20 protein-coding genes are annotated in these 21,760 nt (G+C 64.7%); 11 read left to right on the top strand and 9 right to left on the bottom strand.

Annotated elements, in window-relative coordinates; translation table 11 throughout:
• From ACWDUN_RS17205 to ACWDUN_RS17215, 3 genes are all read left to right on the top strand, one after another.
• The coding region (locus tag ACWDUN_RS17205; RefSeq protein WP_449930691.1) for an arsenic resistance protein at positions 1–315 on the top strand (315 nt) is incomplete at its 5' end.
• 4 nt (positions 316–319) lie between these two features.
• Complete coding sequence (locus tag ACWDUN_RS17210) at positions 320–997, top strand: arsenate reductase/protein-tyrosine-phosphatase family protein (RefSeq protein WP_449930693.1); 678 nt, start codon at positions 320–322, stop codon at positions 995–997.
• Positions 998–1,000: 3 nt separating this feature from the next.
• Entirely contained in the window at positions 1,001–1,429 is a 429-nt protein-coding gene (locus ACWDUN_RS17215; RefSeq protein WP_449930695.1) for an arsenate-mycothiol transferase ArsC, read from the top strand.
• Between the two features lie 51 nt (positions 1,430–1,480).
• On the opposite strand, the gene ACWDUN_RS17220 is transcribed toward ACWDUN_RS17215, so the two are convergent.
• From ACWDUN_RS17220 to ACWDUN_RS17235, 4 genes are read right to left on the bottom strand one after another with little or no spacing between them, the layout of a single operon-like run.
• Complete coding sequence (locus tag ACWDUN_RS17220; protein ID WP_449930697.1) at positions 1,481–2,368, bottom strand: universal stress protein; 888 nt, start codon at positions 2,366–2,368, stop codon at positions 1,481–1,483.
• Between the two features lie 24 nt (positions 2,369–2,392).
• The gene (gene ppsA, locus ACWDUN_RS17225; protein ID WP_449930699.1) at positions 2,393–4,678 is read right to left on the bottom strand and encodes a phosphoenolpyruvate synthase; all 2,286 of its coding nucleotides are present in this window, start codon (positions 4,676–4,678) and stop codon (positions 2,393–2,395) included.
• On the bottom strand, positions 4,675–5,721 hold the full coding sequence (locus ACWDUN_RS17230; RefSeq protein ID WP_449930701.1) for a zinc-dependent alcohol dehydrogenase family protein: 1,047 nt from the start codon (positions 5,719–5,721) through the stop codon (positions 4,675–4,677). The genes ppsA and ACWDUN_RS17230 overlap by 4 nt, the downstream gene beginning before the upstream one ends.
• Before the next feature lie 34 nt (positions 5,722–5,755).
• Positions 5,756–7,243, bottom strand: coding sequence for a bifunctional aminoglycoside phosphotransferase/ATP-binding protein (locus ACWDUN_RS17235; RefSeq protein ID WP_449931137.1), 1,488 nt, complete (start codon positions 7,241–7,243; stop codon positions 5,756–5,758).
• Between the two features lie 211 nt (positions 7,244–7,454).
• Between ACWDUN_RS17235 and ACWDUN_RS17240 the strand changes: the two genes are divergently transcribed.
• Together ACWDUN_RS17240 and ACWDUN_RS17245 are read left to right on the top strand one after the other, a co-directional pair.
• Complete coding sequence (locus ACWDUN_RS17240) at positions 7,455–8,432, top strand: Acg family FMN-binding oxidoreductase (protein WP_449930703.1); 978 nt, start codon at positions 7,455–7,457, stop codon at positions 8,430–8,432.
• A 114-nt stretch (positions 8,433–8,546) separates the two neighbouring features.
• Positions 8,547–9,239, top strand: coding sequence for an SRPBCC family protein (locus tag ACWDUN_RS17245; protein ID WP_449930704.1), 693 nt, complete (start codon positions 8,547–8,549; stop codon positions 9,237–9,239).
• Positions 9,240–9,386: 147 nt separating this feature from the next.
• Here ACWDUN_RS17245 and ACWDUN_RS17250 read toward each other — a convergent pair whose 3' ends face one another.
• Positions 9,387–10,385: an Acg family FMN-binding oxidoreductase gene (locus tag ACWDUN_RS17250; protein ID WP_449930706.1), complete on the bottom strand. Its 999-nt coding sequence runs from the start codon at positions 10,383–10,385 to the stop codon at positions 9,387–9,389.
• 68 nt (positions 10,386–10,453) lie between these two features.
• Positions 10,454–11,047, bottom strand: a complete 594-nt coding sequence (locus tag ACWDUN_RS17255) for a hypothetical protein (RefSeq protein ID WP_449930708.1) — start codon at positions 11,045–11,047, stop codon at positions 10,454–10,456.
• 948 nt (positions 11,048–11,995) lie between these two features.
• Between ACWDUN_RS17255 and ACWDUN_RS17260 the strand changes: the two genes are divergently transcribed.
• Positions 11,996–12,859, top strand: coding sequence for a universal stress protein (locus tag ACWDUN_RS17260; protein ID WP_449930710.1), 864 nt, complete (start codon positions 11,996–11,998; stop codon positions 12,857–12,859).
• A gap of 7 nt (positions 12,860–12,866) precedes the next feature.
• Here ACWDUN_RS17260 and ACWDUN_RS17265 read toward each other — a convergent pair whose 3' ends face one another.
• Positions 12,867–14,546, bottom strand: a complete 1,680-nt coding sequence (locus tag ACWDUN_RS17265) for a GAF domain-containing protein (RefSeq protein ID WP_449931139.1) — start codon at positions 14,544–14,546, stop codon at positions 12,867–12,869.
• 413 nt (positions 14,547–14,959) lie between these two features.
• Positions 14,960–15,409 carry a pyridoxamine 5'-phosphate oxidase family protein gene (locus tag ACWDUN_RS17270; RefSeq protein ID WP_449930712.1) on the bottom strand — a complete coding sequence of 150 codons (450 nt, stop codon included), beginning with the start codon at positions 15,407–15,409 and terminating at the stop codon, positions 14,960–14,962.
• A 153-nt stretch (positions 15,410–15,562) separates the two neighbouring features.
• On the opposite strand from ACWDUN_RS17270, the gene arcD reads away from it, so the two are divergent.
• From arcD to ACWDUN_RS17295, 5 genes are read left to right on the top strand one after another with little or no spacing between them, the layout of a single operon-like run.
• The gene (arcD, locus tag ACWDUN_RS17275; protein ID WP_449930714.1) at positions 15,563–17,041 is read left to right on the top strand and encodes an arginine-ornithine antiporter; all 1,479 of its coding nucleotides are present in this window, start codon (positions 15,563–15,565) and stop codon (positions 17,039–17,041) included.
• Entirely contained in the window at positions 17,038–18,294 is a 1,257-nt protein-coding gene (locus ACWDUN_RS17280) for an arginine deiminase (RefSeq protein WP_449930716.1), read from the top strand. The genes arcD and ACWDUN_RS17280 overlap by 4 nt, the downstream gene beginning before the upstream one ends.
• Positions 18,295–18,311: 17 nt before the next feature.
• Entirely contained in the window at positions 18,312–19,316 is a 1,005-nt protein-coding gene (locus tag ACWDUN_RS17285; protein ID WP_449930718.1) for an ornithine carbamoyltransferase, read from the top strand.
• A gap of 5 nt (positions 19,317–19,321) precedes the next feature.
• Positions 19,322–20,248 (top strand): carbamate kinase, encoded by a 927-nt coding sequence (gene arcC / locus ACWDUN_RS17290; protein WP_449930720.1) that lies wholly within the window; start codon positions 19,322–19,324, stop codon positions 20,246–20,248.
• A complete protein-coding gene (locus ACWDUN_RS17295) occupies positions 20,245–21,126 on the top strand; it encodes a GspH/FimT family pseudopilin (RefSeq protein ID WP_449930722.1) in 882 nt (293 codons plus the stop codon). Before arcC ends, ACWDUN_RS17295 begins: the two co-directional genes overlap by 4 nt.
• Before the next feature lie 10 nt (positions 21,127–21,136).
• Here the strand turns inward: ACWDUN_RS17295 and ACWDUN_RS17300 are convergent, their stop codons facing one another.
• A complete protein-coding gene (locus tag ACWDUN_RS17300) occupies positions 21,137–21,721 on the bottom strand; it encodes an Rv1733c family protein (RefSeq protein ID WP_449930724.1) in 585 nt (194 codons plus the stop codon).
• Positions 21,722–21,760 lie beyond the last annotated feature (39 nt).

Below are 21,760 nucleotides of genomic sequence, written 5' to 3' on the forward strand. Positions count from 1 at the left end.
CTGGACGTCGTGCGCATCGCGCTGCCCCTGCTGGCCTACTTCGCCATCATGTGGGGCGGCGGATACCTGCTCGGCGCCGCGATCGGCCTGGGCTACCAGCGCACCACCACCCTGGCCTTCACCGCCGCGGGCAACAACTTCGAACTCGCCATCGCCGTGGCCATCGCCACCTACGGCGCCACCTCCGGACAAGCCCTGGCCGGCGTCGTCGGACCACTGATCGAAGTACCCGTCCTGGTGGCCCTGGTCTACGTCTCCCTGGCCCTGCGTAAACGATTCAACCCCCACCCCACCACGACGACACAGGAGTCGTAACGCCATGACCGACAGCCCTGCCACCCTGCGCCCGCATCGCGATCTGTCCATCGATCAACAGCACGCACTCAAAACCGCGGCCACCCGGTTGGAGCGGGACTTCGCCGACAGCTTCGGTGTCGAGACGATCGAACGATTTCTGCAGACCTCCTACGATCAGTTCGCCGGCCGCGCCACCATCCCGCATTTCCTACCGCTGCTCGCCGAGCGATTCGCCCGCCAGCGCCTGCATGCCCTGGCCCGTGTGGAAGGCAAGGTCAGCGATGGCAAACCCACCGTCCTGTTCCTGTGCACCCACAACGCCGGACGATCGCAGATGGCGCTCGGTTATTTCACCCACCTCGCCGGCGACGCCGCCGTGGCCTGGTCCGGCGGATCCGAGCCGGGAGACCGCATCAACCCATCCGCCGTCGCCGCCATGGCCGAAGTCGGCATAGACATCACCGGCGAATTCCCCAAGCCCTGGACCGATGAAATCGTTCAAGCCGCCGACGTGGTGATCACCATGGGCTGCGGCGATGCCTGCCCCATCTTCCCCGGCAAACGCTACGAGAACTGGGAACTGCCCGACCCCGCCGGCCAGGATGTCGATGCGGTACGGCCCATCCGCGACGATATCGAGAAGCGTGTCCGACACCTGCTCGGGGAACTCGATGTCGATGTCATCGGCCGGCAGAGCTGACCGGTGACCCGATCCGCAAGACCCTCGGTACTGTTCGTCTGCGTCAAGAACGGCGGCAAGTCACAGATGGCCGCCGGTCTCATGCGACAGATCGCCGGTGATGCCGTGGATGTCCATTCCGCCGGAACCATGCCAGGTGCGGCGGTCAACGATTCGTCGGCCCAAGCGCTGCAAGAGGTGGGCATCGACATCACCGGCGAGCAGCCCAAGGCGGTCGACTATCGACTCGCCCGCGCGGTCGACCTGGTAGTGACGTTGGGCCGAGAGGCGCACTTGGATCCGCTGCCCGACACCCCGGTACAGAACTGGGACACCGACGAACCGTCCGAACGCGGTATCGACGGCCTGGAACGCATGCGTCTGGTCCGCGACGATATCGCCGCCCGCGTGCGCCAGTTGCACAAGGCGCTCACGAGCCCCTCCGGTCACTGAGCGCAGACAGCGCCAGCGCAGCCGCGGCGTCGTCGCACCAGCCGCGTCGCGTCACTCGGCGTTCTGCTTGGGTGGGCACACCACCACCGGCACGGGTGAATGATGCAGCATGTTCAAGCTCGTCGAGCCCAGCACCGTCGCGGCAACCGGCCCGCGCCCGCGGCTTCCGACAATCACCATCTGAGCGTCCGAGAGCTGTTGGAGCAGGGCACGTCGCGGCCTGGCGGCATCGATCAGGACATCGACCGCGACGTCCGGATGCGACCGGCGGTACGGTTCAACGGCCCGATTCAAGGCATTCACCTGCTCCAACTCGATTGCTGCCCAATCGATCAAGAACGGAATCGACACTTCCCCGGCCGGTACGCGCATCGACCAGGCATGGACCGCCTGCACGGGGGCCTTGAGCGCAGTAGCCAATTCGAAGGCCAACGCGAGTGCGGTATCGCTGGATCCGTCCACCCCGACGACGATGGGTCGTGCGCTGGGTTTCAACGATTCGCCACGCCACGCGATCACCGGGCACGCCGTGTGGCCGCACAGATCGAGTGTCAGCGAACCGACCAGCAGCGCCACGCCGGGTGTCACCTCGTCACATCCGATGACCAGCAATCGCGCCTGTCGGCTCAGCGTCTTCAGCGCATCCTCGACGGGTTGATCGAGGGCGGTGGTGGTGATTTCCAGGCCCGGATGTGCATGGCGGACCGCCTCGGCCGCGGTCTTGAGGATGATCGGGGCAGCTTCGCGCTCGGCATCGGCGCTCGCCGCGGCCAACGCGCTCATCACGTCGCTGAACTGGTGACCGATATGGGGAGCGGCATGCACGATCTGCAGCGGCGATCCCAGCCTGTCGGCGAGAGCACCCGCCCAGCGGGCGGCATGTTGTGCGGCGATCGAGCCGTCCACACCGACGACGATCGGTGCTGTGCTGTCAGTCATTTCGGAAAGTTCCTCTCTCAGTGTTCACTGCTGGTTGATGGATTCGAGCAGCAGGCGCTGTTCGGCGGCGGCCACCGTGCGGCGGGTGGTCGATACCGCGTCGGGATTCACCGATATCGATGTGATACCGCTGCGCACAAGCTGTTCGGCGAAGACGGGGTTGACCGAAGGAGCCTGTCCGCACAGCGAGGAGGGCACTCCGAGGCTGCGTGCCGTGGTGATGATGCTGTCGATCGCATCCAGTACGGCGGCGTCGGACTCGTCGAAGACCTCCGCACAGATCTGTGAATCACGATCCACGCCGAGCATCAACTGCGTGAGATCGTTGCTGCCGATCGACACGCCGTCTACCCCCATCGCGATGTACTCGGGCAACCAGTGCACCACCGACGGCACCTCGGCCATGATCCAGCGTTGCAGGCCACGCTGTCTGCCCAGCCGGCTGGCGTCGATCGATTCGAGACACCGCTCCAGCTCCCACCGGGTACGTACAAATGGAATCATCAAATGCACGTTGGGGTATCGGTCGCGGACCTCGGCCAGTGCGGCCAATTCGACAGCGAACAACGCCGGATCCTTGATATATCGGTAGCAGCCTCGGTAGCCGATCATGGGATTCTGTTCGACCGGCTCGAAGTCCTGCCCACCGATGAGGTTGCGAAACTCGTTGCTGCGGAAGTCGGTGGCCCGATATATCACGGGACGCGGCGCAAAAGCCGCCGCGATGCGACCGATGGCGGCAGTCATCGCCGCGACGATCGCCTGCTGTTCACCACGTTCGATGAGTGCGCGGGGGTGGTGTCCGCCGAGTGCATCGGTGAGCATCAGTTCGGCTCGCAGCAGCCCCACACCGTCGACGTCGGTGGCGGCGACGGCCTCGGCATGCTGCGGCAGCGCCATGTTCACATAGATCCGGGTCGCAGTGACCGGGTTCGGCGATGACGTAAGGACGGTCCGCTGCGCCGCCTGCGACGGTGCGGGCTGCGCCGCGGCGAGGATCTGGCCGTGCGTGCCGTCGACGGTGACCATGGAGGCCGACCGCAGAACGCTGGTGGCCGAGCGAGCGCCGACGACACATGGGACCGACAGCTCACGCGCGACGATCGCGGCGTGACATGTCATGCCGCCGCTCTCGGTGACGAGTGCGCCGGCCCGGCGGATCGTGGGCAGCCAGTCCGGGTTCGTCATCGGTGCCACCAGGATCTCACCATCGCGCAGCTGATCACCGTCCTGCGGGTTCTGCAGTATGCGGACGCGCCCGGTGGCGGTACCGGGCGCGGCGGGCAGGCCACGTAGCAGCACCCCGGTGTCGGCCCGGACAGTGTCGGACCCGGTGGATTCGGCGCCAAGGGTCGTGATCGGTCTGGCCTGCACCAGCCACGGCGTGTCATTCTCGAAGGCCCACTCGATGTCCTGCGGCGCTCCATAGTGGCGTTCGGCCGTCGCTGCCAGCTCCGTGAGGGCGGTGAGGTCAGAATCCGACAGCACACGCGCGTTGCACTGTGCCGCCGGCAATTCGATCAGCTCATCGTGGCCACCGGCGCCGCGGACAATCTTGAACGGTTTGATCCCGATACAGACGTCGATCACCTGGCCAGAGGACTTGTCGATGACATAGGTGTCCGGCTGAACCTTGCCCGACACTACGACCTCGCCCTGCCCGAACGCGGCTTCGACGACGATGCGACTACGGTCGCCGGTACTCGGGTCGGCGGTGAACGCGACCCCCGCCCGGTCCGCGGCGATCATCCGCTGCACCACGACGGCCATCGCGGGATCGCGGATGAACCCGCGGCTCGCCCGATAGGTGAGGACGCGCGGTGTGAACAACGATGCCCAACAGGCCACCACGGCCGCCGCGAGTTCGGGTTCGCCGGTGACGTTGGTGATGGTCCGGTTCATGCCTGCGAACGATGCATCGCTGCCGTCTTCACCGGCCGCCGAGGATCGCACGGCCACCACTGGATCCGCGCCGAGCGCACGGTACGCCGACACCACCTCGCCGCGCAGATCGTCGGTCATGCCGGCACTCTGGACCAAGTGACGCATCCGCTGACACAGTTCGTCCAGACGGGCGGGGTTCGCCACGTTGCCGAGTGCTTCGCGATGAAGCGCGGCAAGGTCGGTGTCGACGCCGGCGAATCTCATCGAGTCGCGGTACGCGCGGCAGGACAGCGCGAAGCCCGGCGGCACCGGCAGGCCCGACGCGATCAGTTCACCGAGATTGGCGCCTTTACCACCGACACTATCGGCGTCGATCAACCGGATATCGGCCAGGCTGCGCACCGTCGAGGTCGCCAGGCTCGTCATCGCGGCACCGTCAACAAGACCTTCAGGGCGCCGGTCTCGCCCGGCCGGCTGAAGACGTCATAGGCGGTTTCGATGTCGTCGAGGTTGAACCGGTGGGTGATCATCCCCGCGGTGTCCAGTCGATCGCTCGCCAGCAGATCGATCAGTGTCGGAGTCGAGTAGGTGTCGACCAATCCGGTGGTGATGGTGAGATTCTTGATCCAGATTTCCTCAAGATGCAGGGTCGCCGGTGCGCCATGCACGCCGATGTTGGCGACGTGGCCGCCGGCCCGCACCAGCCGAACGGATTCCTCGAATGTGCCGGGTGTGCCCACCGCCTCCATCACGCAATCGGCCCCCAGACCGTCGGTCAGTTGATCGATCACCTCGCGCGCCGACTCCGTGCCCGGATTGACCACAACGTCGGCGCCGAACTTGCGTGCCGCTTCCAACCGAGAGTCCGCAATGTCGATGCACACAATGGTCCGCGGGCTGTACAGGCGGGCGGTGCGAATCGCGGCCAGACCGATCGGTCCGGCACCGACGATCGCCACCACATCTCCCGGCCGGACCGCTGCGTTGAGCACGCCCACCTCGTAAGACGTCGGCAGGATATCGGCGAGCATGACCATCTGTTCGTCACTCACACCCTCGGGCACCTTGTGCGTCGAGTTGTCGGCGAAGGGAACCCGTACGTACTCGGCCTGTGTGCCGTCGATGAGGTGCCCGAGTATCCATCCCCCGCCGCCGAGGCACTGCCCGTAGTGCGATTGACGGCAGAATCGGCACCGCCCGCAGGCGCTGATACAGGACACCAGAACGCGGTCGCCGGCGTTCAGGGTCTCGACCGCGGAGCCGACCGTCACCACGGTCCCCACGGCCTCGTGGCCCAGGATCCGACCCGGAGTCACCTCGGGCACATCGCCTTTCAAGATGTGCAGGTCGGTCCCGCATATCGTGACAGCGTCGACACGGACGATGACATCACCTGGATGCTGGATGCGTGGGTCGGGCACCTCATGCCACGACCGGCGGCCGGGCCCATGATAGACAAGAGCTTTCACGACATATCCCTTTCTGTTGGCGATCCACTGCCGGTCAGATGCCCGCACAACAGATCTGTCGCGCTTCGGCGACGCTCACGTGCAGCGGACGGCTGGTGTCGACCCGATGGGCCCCGACCCAGTCGTCGAGGTCCGGCGTCAACGGCGCGGCCATTTCGGTTGTGGCATCCGAGGACGTCGGACCGCGCCGAGCTATTCGTGACTTGGCCTCGTCGAGACTTGTCGTGCAGACAAATTCGACAACGGGCACCGTCAGGTCCTCGGCGATGGCGCGCGCCGCGGCGCGATGCCGCGCGCTGCGCCACGTTCCGTCCAGGATGACGGTGTCTCCGCCGGCCAACACCTGCTGCGCCCGTCGGCAGACTTCGTCGTAGACGCGGTCGACGTTGTCGCGGGTGTAGAGACCGGATTGCAGGCTGCCCGTGGATCCGCTGATCCGCCCACGCTCCTGCAGCTCTCGCCTGATGTCATCGGTCGACAACACCTGCGCGCCGATCTCGTCGGCCAACCTGCGCGACAAGGTCGACTTCCCGGTGCCTGGACCGCCCCCGACGATGATCAAGCGGACACTGCCCATACGCAGATGCTCAAGGGCGATCGTCAGGTGTCTGCGGGCATCATGGCCGGCCTCGGGATGCCCCTGCGACACCCGGATGCAGTCGACTTTTGCGCGCACCATGGCGCGATAGCCGATGTAGAAGTGAGCGAGCGCCGGTGAAGCATCATCTTCGGCGCGTCGGCGATACTGATCGAGAAAGTACGCGCCGAGGTCTCTTCGGCCCAGGAACTCCAGATCCATTGTCAAGAACGCGGCGTCGTCGATCCCATCGACGTATCGCAGTTCGTCATCGAACTCCAGGCAGTCGAGCAAGGCAGGACCCTCTGCGAGACAGTAGATATCGGCGGCCTGTAGGTCGCCATGACCGTCCACGATCCGCCGCGCATCGATGCGTTGGTCGAACACCGCCCGCCGATTGGTGACGAACTCGGCAAACAGGTCCGCCAACTCGGCGACCCCAGCGGCCGGCAGCACGTCGGTCGTATAACCGCGCAACTCGACGAGATTCTCCCGCCAGCGAGCGCTGACAGCATCTACGGTGGCACATGCGTCGACACGGTGGCCACGTTCGGCCGTCCGATGGAAGTCTGCGAGGCGCGCGGCGATGGCATCCAATTCCTCGTTCACGGATGTGCCGTCGGAGATCAGAGCGGCCAGGCAAAGCGCAGCGGGATGACGACGCATCACGATGATCGGTTCGTCGGCGCTGCCCGGCAACCCCACCACATGTGCGATGCCGAGATAGCTCGTCGGTGCCAGCCGCCGATTCAGGCTGAGCTCACGCCGGCAGACGTGTTCGCGAGCCTCTGCGGTGCCGAAATCCAGAAAATCGGTGACCACGGGCTTTTTCAGCTTGTATGCGCGGTCCCCGATGAGTAGGACGAGGCCGGTGTGGGTTTCATGGATGGCGGCAGGAGTTGCCGCATCGATGGTGTGGGGTGGGCGGTCGGACACAGCGCTCATGACCCAAATCGTGCGCCGCGGCGCAGGGTGCCGGAAGCTGCCGAGCGTCCTTGGCAGGCCGGCTTTGGTCCCTGCTCCGTAGGGTACAAAGGCACTCCCGATAGCACGGGCGACGATCGACGTCCATTGATGGGACCAAAGGCCCTTCCCGATCGGCGTTGAACCGGACATGGTCAGAGGCGAGACCGCGGTGTCACCGAGAGGACCGATCATGCCCCGGACCACGATGGAGAACCGGCTTCTGCAGCAGTCGCTGCAGTTGGCGTGCCGGGCGCCGTCCTTCCACAACAGTCAGCCGTGGCGGTGGGTCCTCACACCCGCCGGGCTTGATCTGCATCTGGACCCACGACAGCTCGTGGCATCCGATACTTCCGGCCGCCAGGCCCTGCTCAGCTGCGGGGCCGTTCTTGACCACTTCCGGGCAGCGTGTGCGGCCGTAGGGTGGATCGCCGACGCGGCTCGTTACCCGAATCCCAATGACCACAAGCACCTGGCATCGATCACGTTCAGTCCGATGAGTTTCGTGACCGAGGGTCACCGACGCCGCGCCGAGGCGATCCGCCGACGTCGGACCGATCGCCTTCCCTATGGTCCACCCGAGGATTGGGGTTCTTTCGAACCGGCGCTGCGTCGGGTTGTAGGCGAGACAGTGCTGATCGATGTCCTCGGCGCGCAGGCCCGCCCCGAATTGCAGAAGGCGGCCGCGCTCAGCGAGTCGGCGCGGCTGTACGACTCGACGTATCACGCCGATCTGCACTGGTGGACCTCGAGTCACGATGCAGCAGTAGGTATTCCGCACAGTTCGCTGAATTCTGCAGTCGAGGAGGACCGCGTCGGTATCGGCCGCCGCTTCCCCGTCACACATCATCACCAGACACCCGGCGCCGGCCTGCAGGCCGATGAGTCGCTGGTCGTCGTGCTGTCGACACACGATGACACGCGTCCGGACATCCTCCGGTGCGGCGAGGCGCTGTCGGCGGCACTGCTGTCGGCCACCATGGCCGGCTTGGCGACCTGCACCCTGACCCACCTGACCGAAGTCCCGTCCAGTTGTGAAGTGGTCCGGCGCCTGACCGGCCGCGAGCTACCGCAGGTCCTGATCAGGATGGGCTGTACCCCCGCCGACGCGCAGCCTCCGCCACCGACGCCGCGCAGACCGCTTTCCGAGATCCTGACCGTACCTCGCTGACGCGTGAGCGCACAGGCCGGCATGTGGGCAGTCCTGGGGTACCCGCCGAACTGGCGGCCACATCGCGGTCGGCCGCCAGTCGAGTAATGGACTTAAGGACCAGTGGCCCTATCGGTGAACGTCGCCGTCACGCATCTTTGCATCATGACGATGAAGGTGACACGCACGGCGGCGCTGGCCGCCCTGCTCTACGGTATGCGCCGGTATTGGCGCAATTGGGGAACCACCAAAGACGAATGCGCGATGAGGCTCCCCGGTGATGAGGTACTAAGCGCCCCCGTCGTGACATCGACCGAGGGAATGTGGATCGATCATCCGCCGGAGGAGATCTGGCCCTGGCTGGTGCGAATGAGCGGCAGCAGCGACGGTCTGTACACCTATGGCATCGCCGATGCGATGCCCGGCCGCACGCATTGCCCACCGGCCGCTTCGCCCGCAGCGCGGACGGAACTTGCTGTCGGGGACACCGTCACACTTGTGGCGTCGGGGGCCTTCGGACGTCGCGATGGTGTCGCTCTGCCAGTGCAGCAAGTGATCACCGGCGAGGCAATCGTCCTGCATGGCGGGCCTCCGGTCGTCCCCTGGGATGTCGTGTGGTCGATTCATCTGCTGCCGCGGTGGAATGACCGCTGCAGAGTGCTGGTGCGCACCCGTGTCGGGCTCAGGCACCCGGGTGAGGTGTTGTCGACAGCTCTACTCGGCCCGGCATTCTCCGTGCTGACAAGGCGGCTGCTGCTGACCATCAGTCGACTGTCCGGAAGTAAAGGCGCCACGTCGGGCGTACCGGTCGAGGTTGCCTCGACGTGACCGTGTCGCGGCCGGTCCTCGGCACGTGGGCCAGCCATTTGCTTGCCAGCACCTCGAATGCAGCGGAGACGACAGACGTGAGCCGCAATTAACTACGACTACATCGATTCCAGAGCAGTGGGATATTCGCTCGGTGCAACCACGGCCTCAACCACCGGCCAGCGGCGACCCGTCCAGCCTGCTCGCGACGTCCCGCAGCATCTGCCGCGGAGTCGCGGGCAACGGGTCGGCATTCACGGGTGCCCATCCCACCCGTACCAGCGCCTGCGGGAAATGACTGAGACCGAACACCGACATCTGCAGCGCATCCCGGGTTTCGACGATCTCCAGCGGCTCGGTGAAGATACAACTCGCCAATCCTGCAGAGGCTGCAGTCAGGACGATCTGGCTCATCGCCTCGCCGGCTCTCAGCCGGGATACGACATCGTCGGCTGCCGTTCCCACGGCGAGCACCACACCATGATCCGTCGCCGCATCGGTGCCGGGTGGCTGGGACAGCGCGGTGCCGGCGAATACGCGGCCAGGGACCGGCGCCATGGGATCCGGACTGGGCACATTTCTGGCCGGCACACCCGCAGTTGCGGCGTGCCGTCCGCTCCAGGTCGCCAATTCATCCCGATAACCCGCATCCTGAAGGTGTCGTCGACTCGATTCGGTCAATAGCGCACGGAAGCGATCGTCGACCTCGACACGTCTCATGGTGACACCGAGTCGCGCCGCACGGGCACCCATCATCATGATGTCCCCCGCGGGAACCGTCCAAGAACTGAAGGTCCGTCGATCTGTTCTGCGCAAGGGTATCGCCGCGGCGAGCGCCACATCTGCCTCGCTGGGCGGCGAAGGATGGAACTCGATCGACGCGAGATGATCGGGTTCGACAGGATTGGGCGAGCGATGCACCTTTGTCTGCCAACCCAACGCCGCCAACGCCACTACGCAGTGATTCAAGGCGATCCCACAGCTGACCACCATGTCCCGCCCATCTGGGTCTGTGTGCCGCAGTTTCAGCGATGAGTCCGCGAACAGATGCACGCTGTGCGGCGCGACCTTCCAGCGCCACGGCTGCGAGTTGTGCACGGACGGCGCGCGTGTCGCCAAAGACAAGGCTGTCCTCAACGTTTCGCTCTCGGGATAGTGAGCGGACATATCGCGAAAGTCCTTAGCTGCTCGTCGGTTGCGATGGAGGTGTCATCCGGCCCAGATGCGATAACGGGTTACCCGTCATCGAGACTCTTCGAAGTCGTGGCTGCGGTAAATGATTCGGCCAAGTATTCATTTGCTGTCGACATCGCCGCCTTGACCTGCCGGTCAGCCTGTTCGACATCGGACACAAACTCCGCGTCATAGTTGTTCAACGTCTGTTCGAGCACCGACAGGCACATGTGCGCCGCTGAGTGCGCATCCGCGGCGGCCGCACCCAGCTGGGCACCCAACTCCTGCTCGGGGCCGGGAAGGTGCGCGGGGACCTTGACGGCAGCCACGTCGTGCATGACCTGGCAAGCCGAAGCGAGCGCCGGAGCGTCTGCATGGCGCATTGCCCGCTGTACTTCATCGAGCACGGCTTGTAGGGCCGATACATCCGGGTGGGCTTCGTTCCACCAGTGGGCGAACGCGACACGCCTGCTCTGGTCCAGGCGCTCCGCATCATCGGCTTCGTTCGATCTGTCGGTGATCAGCACCACCGACAGGATGAGAAGGGCAAAGGTCACGGTGAAGGCCAAGCCGCCGACGAGGATGCGATGCCCCCGGCGGCGCCGTCGTTTCGACACTTCACTCGAAATAACGGTGGTGGGCGCGAAGTCGGTCATGATTGCCGTCCAGCAGGGACACGCTCATGAATGGCGGTCCGGATGTCGGCGACCGCGATTCTGAGCAGTCGATCCGCGAGATCAGCGGAAGCGTGTGCCACGGCAGGCCCATCGACGTCCATCACAGTCCTCCTACCCCTGATCATGTCCTTGACGCTAATTGACTGGACGATCGTCCGACTAGGGCCGAAAGTCGCTGACCCATGTCACTTCTGGAACGCGGGCGGGCGCTAGTGGACGAGATTCCGCTGCACGGCGGCTTGTATCGGCAGCGTCAGAATTCAGAACCGTGTCAGCATCGTGCGGTTTCCGCCGTGTCCGTCGGTGACCGCCCGGCGGTTGACCGGCGTGATGGAGTGCGTCCAACGGAACTTGGTGAGTGATCAGCTCTCTGACAGTGCCTCGATGACGCAGCATCTCCGATCCTGGATGGCGGGGCCCGGCGGTGCGCCACACCGAAGCCACCGTCGCCAGCGACGTGTCCGCCGTCTTGACTGGGTGTCGGATGGAGTCGAGAACAAGCCGTGTCCCACCACTCACCGAAGCACTCAGCAGTTGCGCCGCTCCGTTGAATCGCTCGACGACCGTGGCGAAATCCGGACGCCGGTCAAGGTGAATTTGCGCACGCATCTGCTGCCGCATGCTGTCCGACTCGCGCCGAGTCGCGTACCTCGTCGATCAGATCAGCGGAATCCGTTGCGGGAGTCGGCGATTCTTTGGTCTGCACCATGATTGGCCCTTTCGCGTGAGTTACTGCCAGACTCGCGCTATGGCCCGCGACCGGCGTCTCACAGCGGCGAAAGTCCCGACCTGCGCAGCCCAAAGACCCTGCGTGACAGACTGCCCTTGGACGCGCATGCGGATGACCTTCGGCACCATCCGTCGGATCCAGTGGCTCGTTACTGTCGGCAGACAGCCACCTTCTCTTGAAAAGTCAGGGGTGAAAACATGTCTGACGACTCTGTCAACCAGGTCATCGTCGGGATCGACGGCTCCGAACAAGCCGAACACGCCGCGCTCTGGGCGGTGGCCGAAGCGCGTCGTTGCGGCGGCATCTTGCGTCTGATCTATGTGATCCGAACGGATCTGTCGGGCATGTTGACAGCCGGCGAATATGACTCTGCCGTGGGTGTGGCCAAGCGCGCTCTGCTGGCTGCGCAGCGGCGCATCGAGGAACGGGACGCCTCGGTGACAGTCACGACGACCATCGCCCAAGGCTCGCCGGCAGGGGTACTGCGCGCCGAATCCACGAATGCGCGAATGATCTGTCTCGGCTGGACCGGTATGAACCGCACCGGAATTGTCCTGATGGGTTCGACGGCAACGACGGCCGCCCTCGAGGCGACATGTCCGGTGGCGATCATTCGAACGCACCAGCGCGACGACGCCCGGAAGCCGCAGTCACGCTGGGTGATCGTGCCCGTCGGCGCAGACTCACGCGATGAAGACACGGTGGTGACCGATGCCGTCAGTGAAGCCGAACAGCGAGGCTGGCCGATCTTGGCACTGTGGACCGATGCCGGAGCAGACCAGACCCGCGTCGAGGCGGTCAATCTCCTGGTATCAAAGTGGCGACAACGGTTTTCCGAGGTTCACATCTACCCCGTCGCAACTGAACGCGGACTGGCGCAGTTTTTGCACGCGAGCCCGGAACTCGGCGGACTCATCATGATCGACGGCGACTTGTGCCCGGACGTGGCATCAACCATCCGCGGCATCGGACACGCCACTGCCGCGGAGCTGGCCGTGGTGGTGGCGCGCCGGGCAACGAGTCTCCAACGCGCGCATCGACCGACGTCGACCACTGCATAGCCGGGTATCACGGCATCGGCGCACACCAACGGAGCAAAGTGCCTCCGGCGGCGATGGCCTCCACCACAAAGCTACCGCCGGCCTCGTCAGCGCGCTGACGAAGATTTGCCAAGCCACTTGTCGTGACATCGCCCGGAATACCGCGGCCGTCGTCACGGACCTCGACACACAACTCGTCGGCGGCACTGACGCTGACATCCAGCCTCGTCGCATCTGCATGCCGAACCGCGTTGCTGACGGCCTCGCGCACCACCGCCTCGGCATGATCGGCCAGCATCGGATCGACCGCGGACAGCGGGCCGGCGTACCTGACCGTGGTGTGCAGCTCAGCGCCGGCGAATGACGCGACCGCTTCGTCGAGTCGCTGCCGGAACGACGCGCGGCCGCTCTGTCTCGTGTGGAGATCGAAGATTGCGGTGCGGATCTCATGGATCACCTGCTGTAGATCATCGACACAGCTCGAGAGGCGTTGCTGGACCTCGGGCGCCCGCACCCGCGGGATCGTGCCCTGCACCGCGAGCCCGACCGCGAACAGCCGCTGGATGACGTGGTCATGCAGGTCGCGGGCGATCCGGTCGCGATCGGCCAGGACGTCGAGTTCGCGCAGCTGGTTCTGGCTGATCGCCAACTGCCAGGCCAGCGCCGCCTGCTCGACGAACGCGGCCATCGTGTCCAGCTCATCGTCGACAAAGGGCGGCGCCCCGGGCGACCGCAGCGCAATCAGCACTCCGGCCGTGACATCTCCGGCGCGAATCGGAAGGACGAGCGCGGGCCCGGTCGGCTTCTCGACGCCCGTCAACGACAGACCGTTCAATCGCCGCGCCGTCTGCATCGCGACGACCTCACCCACCGCAGTGCCGCCGGTGGACAGCGCGCGCAGCGGCACATCCATGTCCACGCCCGCGGTGGCCACTACCATCAACTCGTCGAGTTCGGCTTCGGGCTCATCGAGGTCGGCGCGCATGGCAACCAGGGTCGACTGCGCGCCGCTGAGTACGCGTGATCTGTCGGCCATCAGCTCGAAGGCCATCGACGGATCGACGCCGGAAAGCATCTCCGTACCGATATCGCGGGTCGCCTCGATCCAGGCTCGCTGGGTCTGAGACTGTTGGTACAGCCGCGCGTTCTCGATGGCGATACCTGCTGCCGCGGCGAGCGCCTGGACCAGCACCTCATCGTCATCCGTAAACGGCTGGCCACCTGCCTTCTCGGTCAGGTAAAGGTTGCCGAACACCTCGTCGCGGATGCGCACCGGCACCCCGAGGAAGGTTCGCATGGGCGGATGATTCGCCGGGAATCCCACCGAGTCGGGATGCAGCGAAATATTGTCCAGTCGAATCGGCTTTGGATCGTCGATGAGGACGCCCAACACGCCGCGTCCCTCTGGCAAATGCCCGATTTGCTCGCGGGTCGGTTCGTCAATGCCGTGGTAGATGAACTCGACGAGTTCATGCCCGTGGCCGCGGACGCCGAGAGCACCGTAGCGGGCGTTGACCATCTCGATGGCGGTGCGCACGATGGTCCGCAGCGTGTCATCGAGTTCCAGACCGGATGTCACGACGAGCATGGAATCAAGCAGACCGTCGAGCCGATCTCGGGTCTCGGCGATCTGTTCTACGCGATCCTGGACTTCCCGGAGAAGTTCACGCAACCGCAATTGGGACAGCGTCTCCCGCAACGGCCGCATGCCCATCTCGGATTCAGGTCCACCCCCGACCACGCCTCCATGGTGGCACCATTCGAGCGAAGCAGCGACAGATCAGCGCAGATTGTTTCCTTCTGGACGGACATTCGCCATCATCGCTGCCCAGTGAACTTCAAGCTGGTCCTGAGTAAGCGGTGAGGTGTCCAATGTCTGCAGCTTTGCTGTCGCCGCGGCTATGCCGTATCGCACCGATTCGGCCAGCGCCCACCCACGAATCAGCCCACAGTCACGCCGGCAACCATCGCGTCCCCGGTACTGACGGCGGTCACCGGTACGGTACGGTACCTGACGAACCGAGCGGAGGTGAGCACCCGGCCGGCCTCCCGGCGGTCCCGGAACACGCGCCTCGACGAGTCGTGTACTCCCGCTGTTGTCATCCCCGACTCCCGCTCTTGTCAACCAAGTACCGGATCTTCGGCAGGCATACCGAGCACCGGTCCGTTACTGAACCGAAATCGCCTGCCGGTCACACTGCGTGGCCGGATCCGCACGAAATGTTCCTTGTCCGAACCGGTCCATGGGACGAGTCCCGCGCGCTCGGCCTCGGCGAGGTCTTCGTCATCGCGGATCGAACGGGCCACCCCCGACACGATCACGCTCCAGCCCTCACTCGAACTGTGCCCATCCGCTTCGAACAACACATTGTTGTTGATCGCCGCACTGACCAACTTCGTGCCCTGTGCGGTGCGGAACAGAATCGTCCGATCCTGCACGGCGAAGTTGACGGGAAAGATCGCCGGATGTCCGTCGACACTGGTGACCAAGCGGCCCAAAGCGGTGTCGGCCAGCAAGTTCCAGCAATCTGGCGCAGACAGGATGGACATCGAGTGGCTGTCGTCGGTCATGGATCGACTGTAGGCAACACAGCGGTGCGGGTCTGAGGCACAAAGTCCTCAATCTGAGAAACCAAGGACTCCTGAGGTCACCCGGACACCGCCCTAACGTCGAATCCGCTCAGAGGCAACCGCTGCTGCGCCCAGCTACCCGGGGAGACAACGATGTCGCAGTCCGTACTTCCGAAACCGGCAGCACCGCGTCCCGATCGCGTCGGGCCCCGCCTCGGGCTTGCAGCCCTGACGGCGCTGGTGGTCGGCTCGATGATCGGTAGCGGTATCTTCGCGCTGCCATCGCAGATGGCAGGCAGCGCAGCTCCGGGGCCGCTCATCATCGGCTGGATCATCACCGGCGTCGGCATGCTGATGCTCGCGTTCGTGTTCCAGAATCTGGCACGTCGTCGACCCGACGTCGACGGTGGTGTATACGGCTATGCGCGAGCCGGTTTCGGCAACTACATCGGATTCACGTCCGCGTTCGGTTACTGGATGTCGGCGTGGGTGGGCAATGTCGCCTACCTGGTGCTGTTGTTCTCGACGCTGGGTTACTTCTTCCCCGGATTCGAAGGCGGCACCACCGCGCCGGCCATCATCGGCGCATCGCTGGTGCTCTGGGTGGTGCACGGCCTGACGCTACGCGGTGTGCAGACCGCGGCGATCGTCAATGTGGTGGTCACCGTCGCCAAGGTGGTGCCGATCGTCGTCTTCATCGCCATCGCCGCAGTCGGCTTCAAAGCCGGACTCTTCACATCCGACTTCTGGGGAACGGCGACCCGGATCGACGGTGCGCCGCTGGGAGACACCATGACTCAGGTCAAGAACATGATGCTGGTGACCGTCTGGGTGTTCATCGGCATCGAGGGCGCCGCGGTGTACTCCCAGCGAGCCACGGACCGCCGGACCGTCGGACGAGCCACGGTGCTCGGTTTCGGCGCCGTGCTGGCACTGCTGCTGCTGGTCAATTTGTTGTCCTACGGGCTGATGGCCCAAGCCGACCTTGCCGGCGTGCCAGATCCGTCGATGGCGGGTCTGCTGGCCGAGGAGGTCGGCAGCTGGGGTGCCGCGTTCATCTCGATCGGTCTGGTGGTCTCGCTGCTCGGCGCGTTGATCGCCTGGGTGATGTTGTGTGTGGAGATTCTGCGGTTACCGGCTTCGGACAGCGTGATGCCGAAGGCGTTGGCGAAGGAGAATGCGCACGGTGCACCCTCAACCGCGTTGTGGCTGACCAATCTGTGCGTGCAGGCGATGCTGTTGTGGACGCTGGCGAATGACAGCACCTACACGAATCTGATCTACCTGGCGACCTCGCTGATCCTACTGCCGTATCTATGGTCGGCGGCATATCAGGTGTTGCTGGCGGCACGCGGCAACAGCTACGAATCCGGCCGAGGTGGAACGCGGGATCTGATCGTCGGACTGATTGCGCTCGGCTACGCCGTGTGGCTGCTGTATGCCGGCGGCTGGCAGTATCTGTTGATGGCCGCGGTGTTCTATCTGGTCGGCACGGTGCTGTACATCTGGGCGCGCACCGAGAGCAGGCTGTCGGTCTTCACCAGATCGGAATTGGTGGTGGTCGGGGTGGTTGCCGCCACCTCCGTTGCCGCCATCGGCCTGCTGGTCACCGGCAACCTGGCCGTGCTGTGAACACGCGATCTCGACTCGGAGTCTGGTCGGAGGCCGGCAAGCTGCGCCGGGTCCTGGTGTGCGCGCCCGGACTCGCCCACCAGCGGCTCACCCCGGCCAACTGCGCCGAGCTGTTGTTCGATGACGTCATCTGGTTACAGCAGGCACGCCGTGACCATTTCGACTTCGTCGCCAAGATGGCCGACCACGACGTGGAGGTCCTCGAAATGCAGGACCTGCTCGCCGACGTGGTCGCGAAACCCGATGCGCGGCAGTGGATACTGGATCGTCGCGCCACCGATGACGTGATCGGTACCGGGATACGACACCAGATCAGGGAATGGCTGGACGAAATGCCGGCGCAGCGGCTCGCCGAACTACTGATCGGTGGCATCGCCTACGACGATGTCCCCGCCGAGGTCGGTGGCAGCTTCCTGACCGTGCTGCGGGAGGTGGATCCGAGCGGTTTCGTCCTGAGGCCACTACCCAACACCCAGTTCATGCGCGACAACTCATCGTGGGTGTTTCACGGCGTCACGTTGAATCCCATGTACTGGCCCGCCCGACGTCAGGAGACGCTGCTGACGACGGCGGTGTACAACTTTCATCCCGCCTTCGCCGACGAGAAGTTCGACATTTGGCTCGGTGACCCGGACAGCGCGGCCCGCGATCACGGATCCGCCACCCTCGAAGGCGGTGACGTCATGCCGGTCGGTAACGGCATCGTGGTCATCGGCATGGGTGAGCGGTCGTCACACCACGCGATCACTGCGCTGGCACGCAACTTGTTTCAGGCCGGCGCCGCCGAGCGGGTGATCGTTGCGAGTCTGCCGAAGGCTCGAGCGGCGATGCACCTGGACACGGTCTTCACGTTCTGTGACTACGACCTGGTCACGGCCTACGCCCCCATCGTGGATGCCATCGTGCCGTTCAGTCTGCGTCCCGATGACCGAGCTCCGTCGGGACTCGACATCCGCCCTGAACCCAAGCCGCTGATCCCGACCATCGGCGACGCGCTCGGCGTGACGTTCCGGGTCGTCGGTACGGCGGGTGACATTTTCGGGGTGCAGCGGGAACAGTGGGACGACGGCAACAACGTGGTCGCCCTTGAACCCGGCGTTGTGATCGGTTATGACCGCAATATCCTCACCAACACTGCGCTACGAAAGGCCGGCATCGAGGTGGTCACCATAACTGCCAGCGAACTCGGCCGCGGGCGCGGTGGCGGCCGTTGCATGACCTGCCCTATCTTGCGCGACCCGCTGTACACCTGAGACCCGAGGAACCCACCGTGGCAATCAACAACCGCAATCGCAGCGTGCTCAGCCTCGTTCATCACACCGACCGCGATCTGCATTATCTGCTGGATCTGTCCCGGGATCTCAAGCGGGCCAAGTATTCAGGTCTGGGCACCCGAACCTTGGCGGGCAAGAACATCGCGCTGATCTTCGAGAAGGCGTCGACGCGTACCCGGTGTGCCTTCGAAGTGGCCGCCTACGACGAAGGCGCCCATGTCACCTACATCGACCTGGCGTCATCACAGTTGGGCCGCAAGGAGTCGCTGAAAGGCACCGCGCGTGTTCTGGGCCGAATGTATGACGCGATCGAGTATCGCGGAGCCAGTCAGGCCTCCGTCGAGCTGCTCGCCGAATATGCGGGCGTGCCGGTGTTCAACGGCCTCACCGACGAGTTCCACCCCACCCAGATGCTCGCAGACATCATGACGATGGCCGATCACTGCCCGAAACCGTTGACCGACATCACGTTCGCATTTGTCGGCGACGGTCGCAACAACGTGGCCAACTCATTGCTACTCGTCGCCGCCAAACTCGGAATGGACGTCCGGATCGGCGCCCCGAAGCAGCTGTGGCCGAACACGGATCATGTGTCGATGTGTGAGGAGTTCGCGATGGACACCGGTGGGCAGATCATGATCACCGACAACCCCCGGGAAGCGGTCGGCGGAGCGGATTTCGTCTACACCGACGTATGGGTGTCGATGGGTGAACCCGCCGATACCTGGGCGAGTCGGGTCGATGCCCTGATACCGTTTCGCGTCGATGCCGAACTCCTTGTGGCAGCGAACAATCCGCGTGTCAAATTCATGCACTGCCTGCCGGCGCTGCACAACTGTGACACCGAGGTGGGCGCCGAGATCGCGGCCCGGTACCCGATGTTGCGCGATGGCGTCGAGGTCACCGACGAAGTGTTCGAGAGTCCGATGAACATCGCCTTCGATCAGGCCGAGAATCGGATGCACACCATCAAGGCCGTGCTCGTGTCGGCGTTGTCCTGACGCCGATGCGCATCGTGATCGCACTCGGCGGAAACGCCATCCTGCGTCGTGGCCAGCCGATGACGGCTGACGTACAGCGCGCCAACATCCGTTCTGCGACTGCATCGATCGCCACCGTGGCACCGGGCAATGAGCTCATCATCGCGCACGGCAACGGACCTCAGGTAGGACTGCTGGCACTGCAGGCCGCCGCCTATCACGCCGTCGCCCCGTACCCGCTCGACGTCCTGGATGCGCAGACCGAAGCGATGATCGGCTACGTCATAGAACAGGAACTGGGCAATCTGTTACCCGCCGAACAGGCGCTGGCCACCCTGCTGACCATGATCGAGGTCGACAGCGACGACCCCGCCTTCGCATCCCCCACCAAGCCCATCGGACCGATCTACGACCGTGACACCGCCGAGCGTCTTCGCCAGGCCACAGGATGGACGATCGCCGCCGATGGGGCGGACATGCGTCGTGTTGTGCCGAGCCCGCGGCCCAAACGCATCGCGGAGATCGCCGCGATCCGGGCTCTGGTCGATGCCGGGACCATCGTCATCTGCGCCGGCGGGGGCGGGATACCGACGATGCGCGACGAACACGGGCTCATGGTCGGGGTCGAAGCGGTCATCGACAAGGACCATGCCGCCGCATTGCTGGCCGAAGAACTCGACGCCGATCTGCTGGTGATCGCCACCGATGTCGACGGTGTCTACACCGACTGGGGCACCCCGCGCCGACAACGGTTGATGCGCGTCACACCGGACGACCTCGCCACGTTGACGTTCTCGGCCGGCTCAATGGGTCCCAAAGTGGACGCCGCATCGAGGTTCGTCCGAAACACCGGGCGCAACGCCGTGATCGGTGCACAGTCCGACATCGAGGAAATGGTGAGTGGTCGAGCCGGCACGACGGTCACCACATATCGAGACAGGGGCAGTGAATGATCTTTCCCAGGGGCAGTCTCGGAATCGTCGTCGGTATCGACGGATCGCCGGAATCACACGCCGCGCTACGTTGGGCGGCCGCAGAAGCGGTTCTGCGGCGTCGTCCCATCACGTTGATGCACGTTGTGTCGCCAATCATGGTGAGCTGGTCTATCGAAGCGGTGCTGTCGAATTATCAGGTCTGGCAGGAGGACAACGCCGACAACGTGATAGCGACAGCTCAGGAAACGGTCCGCGCTGCCACGCGGGGCGGTCCGGGACCGGAGGTGCGCGTCGAGCGCCGCCACGATGGTGTGCTGACCGAACTGACCGCGGCGTCGAGTCGGGCCGATCTGATCGTTGTCGGCAGCCGGGGGCTGGGACCCGTCGGCGGTGCCGTTCTGGGATCGGTGAGCCGCAATCTACTGCACCACGCGCGATGCCCCGTCATCGTCGTCAAGGATGGCGCGCCAAGAGAGACCGATCAAGGTCTACCGGTGTTGCTGGGCGTCGACGGATCGCCGGCATCCGAAGCGGCGATCGCATTCGCCTTCGACGAGGCGTCCCGCCGTGGCGTCGATCTGATCGCGTTGCACGCCTGGAGCGACGTCGCGGTGTTTCCGATCCGGGGAATCGACTGGCACAAGTACGAAAATCAGGGCCATGAGATCCTCGGGCAACGACTTGCGGGATGGCAGGAGCAGTACCCCGATGTCGCAGTGCGGCGTCGTATCGTATGCGACAAGCCGGCCCGATGGCTGATCGACGAGTCCAGGCAGACACAACTGGTGGTTGTGGGAAGCCGGGGACGCGGAGGGATTTCGAGCATGCTGCTGGGTTCGGTCAGTACTTCGGTCGCTGAGTCCGCGTCGGCTCCGGTGGCCGTGATCCGGCCCTAGCGCCTGCTTTTCAGAGAGAATTGGTGCGCCCACCGTCATCGGCAAGGTCGTGGAGTTCACGGTCCCACGCCCGTTGGCGCGCTCGATTCAGCCTGTTCTTGAGCAGCAGCCAGGCCGTGGCGGCCGGCCCGAGCACGGCGATCCACAGCCCGACTGCGGCTACGGCAGCTTGGACCACTGCGTCGGCACTCGAAGCCGGCCGCAGTGTCCGAGCGCCGTGCTCGTCGACCCACACGGTCAGGTGGTCTTTGGCAACCAGCCGTTCGGACCTGATGGTGTCTCGATGGATGACACCACTGAATTCCCAACGGATCTCGGTGACAAAGGGCGCGTCGTACAGCTGTGGTGATTCGCGGCTGTCCGACGAGACCGTCGCATTGACCTGCTGGCGGGTCTGGCGCTGGGTCGCGAACTCATGGGACAACCCGTCGTGCGCAGCGGTTCCTACTGCGGCGACAAAAGGGACCGCACCGATGACCAGCACCGCCATCAACACCGCTGCAGCGGCCTCGATACGATCAGAGCGGCGGATCAGTGGGTTGAGGCCCGCCACGCTTCGCCACCAGTATCCCAGTGCTCCCCAATTCGACTGCATGATATCTATTTTCGGTGTATCGATCTTGCGCCCAAGGGG

This window comes from Mycobacterium sp. NPDC003323, from assembly GCF_053589535.1.

Excerpts from the sequence above, each read along its gene's own strand:
- ppsA (WP_449930699.1), bottom strand. The coding sequence starts at position 4,678 with ATGACGAGCCTGGCGACCTCGACGGTGCGCAGCCTGGCCGATATCCGG.
- ACWDUN_RS17260 (WP_449930710.1), top strand. The coding sequence starts at position 11,996 with ATGTCTGACGACTCTGTCAACCAGGTCATCGTCGGGATCGACGGCTCC.
- arcD (WP_449930714.1), top strand. The coding sequence starts at position 15,563 with ATGTCGCAGTCCGTACTTCCGAAACCGGCAGCACCGCGTCCCGATCGC.
- ACWDUN_RS17255 (WP_449930708.1), bottom strand. The coding sequence starts at position 11,047 with ATGACCGACTTCGCGCCCACCACCGTTATTTCGAGTGAAGTGTCGAAA.
- ACWDUN_RS17235 (WP_449931137.1), bottom strand. The coding sequence starts at position 7,243 with ATGAGCGCTGTGTCCGACCGCCCACCCCACACCATCGATGCGGCAACT.
- ACWDUN_RS17270 (WP_449930712.1), bottom strand. The coding sequence starts at position 15,409 with ATGACCGACGACAGCCACTCGATGTCCATCCTGTCTGCGCCAGATTGC.
- ACWDUN_RS17240 (WP_449930703.1), top strand. The coding sequence starts at position 7,455 with ATGCCCCGGACCACGATGGAGAACCGGCTTCTGCAGCAGTCGCTGCAG.
- ACWDUN_RS17220 (WP_449930697.1), bottom strand. The coding sequence starts at position 2,368 with ATGACTGACAGCACAGCACCGATCGTCGTCGGTGTGGACGGCTCGATC.
- ACWDUN_RS17265 (WP_449931139.1), bottom strand. The coding sequence starts at position 14,546 with ATGCGGCCGTTGCGGGAGACGCTGTCCCAATTGCGGTTGCGTGAACTT.
- ACWDUN_RS17210 (WP_449930693.1), top strand. The coding sequence starts at position 320 with ATGACCGACAGCCCTGCCACCCTGCGCCCGCATCGCGATCTGTCCATC.
- ACWDUN_RS17295 (WP_449930722.1), top strand. The coding sequence starts at position 20,245 with ATGATCTTTCCCAGGGGCAGTCTCGGAATCGTCGTCGGTATCGACGGA.
- ACWDUN_RS17250 (WP_449930706.1), bottom strand. The coding sequence starts at position 10,385 with ATGTCCGCTCACTATCCCGAGAGCGAAACGTTGAGGACAGCCTTGTCT.
- arcC (WP_449930720.1), top strand. The coding sequence starts at position 19,322 with ATGCGCATCGTGATCGCACTCGGCGGAAACGCCATCCTGCGTCGTGGC.
- ACWDUN_RS17300 (WP_449930724.1), bottom strand. The coding sequence starts at position 21,721 with ATGCAGTCGAATTGGGGAGCACTGGGATACTGGTGGCGAAGCGTGGCG.